At 39.6% G+C, this 3,917-nt stretch carries 3 protein-coding genes and 1 tRNA gene; 1 reads left to right on the top strand and 3 read right to left on the bottom strand.

Features of this window, described 5'->3' with window-relative positions:
• Positions 1-2: 2 nt before the first annotated feature.
• Positions 3-78: transfer RNA gene (locus GFB48_RS17015), tRNA-Thr, on the bottom strand.
• A gap of 205 nt (positions 79-283) precedes the next feature.
• Between GFB48_RS17015 and coaA the strand changes: the two genes are divergently transcribed.
• Positions 284-1,234: a type I pantothenate kinase gene (gene coaA, locus GFB48_RS17010; protein ID WP_163938627.1), complete on the top strand. Its 951-nt coding sequence runs from the start codon at positions 284-286 to the stop codon at positions 1,232-1,234.
• On the opposite strand, the gene birA is transcribed toward coaA, so the two are convergent.
• Positions 1,223-2,182: a bifunctional biotin--[acetyl-CoA-carboxylase] ligase/biotin operon repressor BirA gene (birA, locus tag GFB48_RS17005; RefSeq protein WP_163938624.1), complete on the bottom strand. Its 960-nt coding sequence runs from the start codon at positions 2,180-2,182 to the stop codon at positions 1,223-1,225. The genes coaA and birA overlap by 12 nt on opposite strands.
• A complete protein-coding gene (gene murB, locus GFB48_RS17000) occupies positions 2,175-3,197 on the bottom strand; it encodes a UDP-N-acetylmuramate dehydrogenase (protein ID WP_163938621.1) in 1,023 nt (340 codons plus the stop codon). Before murB ends, birA begins: the two co-directional genes overlap by 8 nt.
• Between the last annotated feature and the right edge of the window lie 720 nt (positions 3,198-3,917).

The raw sequence follows: 3,917 nt of genomic DNA, 5'->3' as shown, positions 1-3,917 counted from the left end.
AATGGTGCCGTCTACCGGAATCGAACTGGTGACCTACTGATTACAAGTCAGTTGCTCTACCTACTGAGCTAAGACGGCGTTTCATTTCGAGCGAGGATAATAGGGAAATTAGAAATAACTTGCAAGTGGATTTTTATAAAAAACCAAAAAAAACACTCAACCGCTCAAGTTATAAACTAATAGATTGATTTTTAAACTTTAGGTAGCGCCATTGGGCAGGGATTAACTTGTTTCATTTGCCACCATGGTATATGGTTCATCAACTATTATTCAGCTTTGGATTATGGATTTGAATTCAAACACTTTTAGCGGCTCTTATATTGATTTTCGAAGACAATCTTGGTCAAAACTAAGAAATAATGTACCGCTAGAGCTTACTTCAGATGATATTGCGTCGCTAAAAGGTATCAATGAACAACTCTCATTAGCCGAGGTTGAACAGATCTACTTACCTTTAAGTCGATTATTAAACCTATATGTCGGCTCAACTCAGCAACGTGCAACAATTTTGAATGGCTTCCTCGGTAAGCCAACAAATAATTGTCCCTATATAATATCTATTGCCGGTAGTGTTTCGGTTGGTAAAAGTACAACTGCACGTATTATGCAAGCACTACTACAACGTTGGCCACAACACCCCAAAGTTGACTTGGTCACTACTGATGGTTTCCTTTATCCATTAGCGATTCTTAAACAAAAGAATATTCTAGATCGCAAAGGGTTTCCCGAAAGCTATGATGTAAAACAACTTCTGCAGTTTGCTTCCGATGTAAAAGCGGGCAAGCCTAATCTTGAAGTGCCAATATATTCACATATTACTTATGATATAAACCCGAATGAAAAGCAATTGATTGACCAACCTGATATTTTAATTATTGAGGGGCTTAATGTATTGCAGAGCCATGCTGACAACACCGAAGACAAACCAAAACGGTTTTTGTCGGATTTTGTCGATTTCTCTATTTTTGTTGACGCGGAAGAATCCCTGCTTAAAACATGGTATATCGAGCGTTTTTTGAAATTCCGAGAGACCGCTTTTAGGCTTCCCAATAGCTATTTTTCACACTATGCCAGTTTAAGCGACAGTGAAGCCAGAAAGACAGCGAGTAATATCTGGGAGAAAATTAACGGACCGAACTTGAGACAAAATATTTTGCCAACTAAAGTTCGGGCAAACTTAATTTTAGAAAAGGGTAATGATCATTTTGTATCAAGTGTAGCGCTAAGAAAGTAATCGCAAACTTAATTCGCCACCTGCAAAGCTTTTCAGTTTGCCATCTATTTCTAGCTGCAAATGACCAAGCTCATTAATACCCTTTGCAATCCCGGTTATTTCGTTTACCCCAGAGACAAGTTTGACATGCTGATTTATGAATAAATCAGCCTCTTGCCAGCGGGATATAAATTGTTGCATTGAGCTATTCTGATATTCATCAAGATAGGTCTTTAATTTTTCATGAAAGGCGATTGTTAGCTCAGTTTTATTAAGCTTTAATGAGCTGGTTGCTAAGTCTGTAAAAGCCTGATCTATCTTCTCTTTGGCAGTTACTGGCAAGTGCAAATTTACCCCTACACCTATTACCAAATGGCATGGTCCTTCTGCTTGACCATTTACTTCTACCAGAATACCAGCTAATTTTTCACCATTAAGATAAAGGTCATTCGGCCATTTCACTCCTAGGCTGTTTATACCCTGCTCAACTAATGTACTGTATAAAGCCAATCCAACAATCAAGCTGATACAACTGGCAGCTGCGAGTGTGCCTGGGAATTGGAAATAATGGCTATAGTACAGGCTAGCACCAAAAGGTGAAAACCAATTACGCCCCCTTCGTCCCCTACCACTGCTTTGATATTCTGCAATGCAGACATGATGCTGGGTTAACTCACCCAAATGATTTAGTAGAAAGCTATTAGTGCTTTCTATTTCGGGAAAATAACTTACAGATTGACCAATGACATTATTAAGTTTACTTATATCAAATAGTTCTACAGTGCTATTAAGTTTATATCCTTTACCTTTCAAGCTAAATATATCGACACCCAGTTGCTGCAATTGAGCAATCTGTCGGTTAACTGTCATTCTCGATACATTAAGGGTTTTTGCTAATTGCTCGCCAGAAATAAACTCATGCTTAGCTAACAGTTTAATTAACTCAACTCGATTATAAGTTTCAGGCATTAAAAGGACTCCACTCGCCATCGCTGCCTATAAAGCGCACTTCAGTTTCTAACTTGATGCCAAATTGTAGCTGTACTTTTGCTATTATTGCAGAGGCTAACTCAAGTAATGAACTCGATTCTGCCTGGCCGTGATTGGTGAGCACCAGAGCTTGTTTGTGATAAACCTCTAGCCCCTTATAAAATTTACCCTTAAACCCTGCCTGTTCAATAAGCCAACCAGCCGCAACCTTATATTCACCATTAGCTTGAGGGTAGCTTGGTATATTAGGATGAGACTTAAGTATCTGTTTGAGTATTGGAGCTTTAATAACTGGATTTTTAAAAAAGCTACCGGCATTACCAAGCACTTTAGGGTCAGGCAGCTTGCTTAAGCGAACTTCACATATTTTGTTATAGACAGTTATCGCAGCCAGTGCTTGCTCAGACTGTAACGATTTAAGAGGCCCATATTCTAGTTTTGGTTGCCATAGTTTGGGTAGCTTAAAGCAAACTTTAGTGATAATGGCTATATCTTTAAGATCATGCTTAAAGATGGAGTCTCTATAGCCAAATCTCAACTCATCAAGACTTAAACTGATGAGCTTACCTGTAGTCAGATTGATATACTCTAAAGAGTGAAAGAAGTCCTTTATTTCAACACCATAAGCACCAATATTCTGAACCGGACAGGCGCCAACACTACCAGGAATAAGTGCCAAATTCTCGAGCCCAAATAGGTTATTCTCTATGGTCCAACGGACAAAATTATCCCAGTTTTCACCAGCCATAGCCTCAACAATATAATGGTCATCAAATTCAGTATATGTTTTACCCAGAATTTTATTAATCCAAACCGATTTACTGACATCAGCAGTAAAAATACTGTTGCTGCCCTCTCCTAATATGATTGGCAATTCATCCTCTAATTGCAACACTAATCCAAGCAGTTGTGCCACGCTGGTGATTTCGATGAGTGATTCAGCTTTATGTTCGAAACCAAAGGTATGAAAAGGTTTTAATGACAGACTTGGCATTAGCGTCTCTTAGGGCAAAAAAGATAAAGTTTAGTTGCTGGTAAGTGTACCAACACTGAATATGTTTATATAGCTTGGTTTATAAAATTAGGATAGTTATTGTAACTCACTCAAAGTAGATAAGTTTGCATCTCAGGAAATAGCCCTTGATCAGATAATCCCATTCAATAATAGTAAATTTAGGTCGCCTACAAATGCTAGCCATAGTTCACATATGCAGCCTCCCTTCTAAAGTGCTAACAGCAAAACAATGAAAGATTGATATAAACCTACCTTATTGCACTTCAGCTAACAGCTATCAGCAGTAATTTAGAACAATACCTTGTGGTTTAGCCGAATGCTAACAATGTGGCAACCAAAATACTGGAAGTACTTTTGCACAGCGTTAGCTGCCCGTAGTGTGAGCTACAGGGGTGTAGCGAATGAACCGAGTAAGGCAGACCGAAGCGAAACTTCGCAGCTGACGAACACTTGCTATGGATGGCAAGTGGAGGGATCCACCAGGGACGGGTCAGGGCGTAAGCTCGAACACCTTAACAATGCAATTAATAAAGAACGACGTGAGCGACCCAGACAGCGAAGCTGGCTAGGTTGTCGGGACAAAAAGTACAGCAAGTACTTTTGCACAGCGTTAGCTGCCCGCAGGGTGAGCCACAGGGATGTGGTGAATGAATGTGGTCCCGTCCAAGCTCCCTGTAAAAGCCACCAAATTTAAGATAC

Origin of the sequence: Paraferrimonas sp. SM1919 (assembly GCF_010993985.1) — a bacterium.
Classification (GTDB): domain Bacteria; phylum Pseudomonadota; class Gammaproteobacteria; order Enterobacterales; family Shewanellaceae; genus SM1919.
This window is presented reverse-complemented; position numbering and strand designations above follow the sequence as displayed.